Origin of the sequence: Agromyces sp. Soil535 (assembly GCF_001428255.1) — a bacterium.
In the GTDB taxonomy this organism is placed as follows: Bacteria; Actinomycetota; Actinomycetes; order Actinomycetales; family Microbacteriaceae; genus Agromyces.
This window is the reverse complement of sequence record NZ_LMRW01000022.1, coordinates 1-1,667: the sequence shown is the minus strand read 5'-3', so window position 1 is coordinate 1,667 and position 1,667 is coordinate 1. Positions and strand designations below refer to the sequence as shown.

Sequence of the window (1,667 nt, the reverse complement as noted above, 5' to 3'; positions counted from 1 at the left end):
TGGCGATGCTGGCAAGACCACACCATCTACAACCCCCAACTCCACGGAGGCGCCATGCAACAAAACGCCGCCTGAGGTTGACCTAGGGAATCTCATGCGTCGCCTCGCGCGCGCACCGCAGCGGCGAAGTCGATCGCCGCACCGGCGAGGGTCGCCGAGGTGTCGAGGTCGCGCATCCAGAGCGGGACGGATGCCGCGGGCAGCCCGGATGCCTCGAGCGGCGCGACCGCGGCGGCATCCGTCTCGTCGACGAGCCAGCCGTCGAGGAGCCCGCCGACCGACCGCGCGCCGTAGTGGCGGCCGACGGCCTCGGCGGTGGTGTCGACGCCGATGGCCGGCAGGCACGCGTCGGCCATGCCGCGCACGACCTTGCCGCCGATGATCGGCGAGACGCCGACCACGGGCGCGTGGGTCTCGAGGATCGCCTCGTGGATGCCCGGCACCGACACGATCGTGCCGATCGAGACGACCGGGTTCGACGGAGCGACGAGCACGAGATCGGCGCCGACGATCGTCTCGACGACGCCGGGAGCGGGGCGAGCCGCCTCGATATTCCGCTGTCGGAATGCGACCGCGGGAAGCGATGCGCGATACCTCGTCCACCACTCCTGGAAGTGCATCTCCCGTTCGCCGCCGGGCACGTCGGCGTCGGCTACCTCGACGTACGTGTCGACCTCGGTGTCGGTCGCAGGGATGAGCCGCACCCCGAGCGGCCAGCGCGTCTGCAGGCGTGCGCCGACCTGCGACGGCGTCGCGCCCTCGCGCAGCCAGGCCGTGCGGGCGAGGTGCGTGCCGAGGTCGAGGTCGCCGAGCGTGAACCACGGCCAGCCGACGCCCCACTCGCGCAGCTCGGCGGCGACGCGTTCCGTCTCGCCCGCGCGACCCCAGCCGCGCTCGGTGTCGTTGACGCCGGCGAGCGAGTACAACAGCGAGTCGAAGTCGGGCATCAGGCGCACACCCGCGAGCCAGAGGTCATCGCCGGTGTTCACGATCACGGTCACCTCGGCGGATGTCGCGATGCCATCCTCCGCACCCTGCGCCGGCCAGCGCCTGGCGCACTCCTCGCGCACGCCGCGCACGAAGCGCGACCCTCCGACCCCGCCAGCGAGCACCGTGATCCGCACGCTTGCCACACTAGGTGCTCGCAGCAACGGCCGCATCGAGCTTCGGTCTCCACGTCACGCTGGCGCGGGCCGCGTGCCTGCGCCGAGCGGCTGTTCCTGTCGGGGTGCTGTTCCTGTGTGGCGTGGTGGTTCCTATGGGCGTGCTGTTGTTGTCTGGTGTGGCTGTTCCTGTGGGGATGCTGTTCCTGTTGGGCGCTGCTTCCTGTGGGGATGCTGTTCCTGTTGGGCGCTGCTGTTTCTGTGGGGATGCTGTTCCTGTTGGGCGCTGCTGTTTCTGTGGGGATGCTGTTCCTGTTGGGCGCTGCTGTTTCTGTGGGCGTGCTGTTGTTGTCTGGCGTGCTGTTCCTGTATGGCGCTGCTCGCGTCCTGCGCCGCGTGCCGCCGGGCGCGGCCGTACCCGCTCATGGCAAGCATCGGCCGCGCACCGCTGCGGGTCATACGCCCTCGGGCTCGGGTCATGCGGTCGCGGCGGTGGGGAGTTGGAATCGTGCGCGTCCGCCGAGTCGTGGGGTCTGGTGCGGGTCGATGTGGGGTGGTGGGATG

2 protein-coding genes are annotated in these 1,667 nt (G+C 70.3%); one reads left to right on the top strand and one right to left on the bottom strand.

Going from position 1 to position 1,667, the window contains the following annotated elements:
• Positions 1 to 92: 92 nt before the first annotated feature.
• Entirely contained in the window at positions 93 to 1,124 is a 1,032-nt protein-coding gene (cofD, locus tag ASG80_RS13080; RefSeq protein WP_235508319.1) for a 2-phospho-L-lactate transferase, read from the bottom strand.
• Positions 1,125 to 1,334: 210 nt separating this feature from the next.
• On the opposite strand from cofD, the gene ASG80_RS24500 reads away from it, so the two are divergent.
• On the top strand, positions 1,335 to 1,667 hold a 333-nt coding region (locus tag ASG80_RS24500; RefSeq protein WP_235508318.1), incomplete at its 3' end, for a hypothetical protein.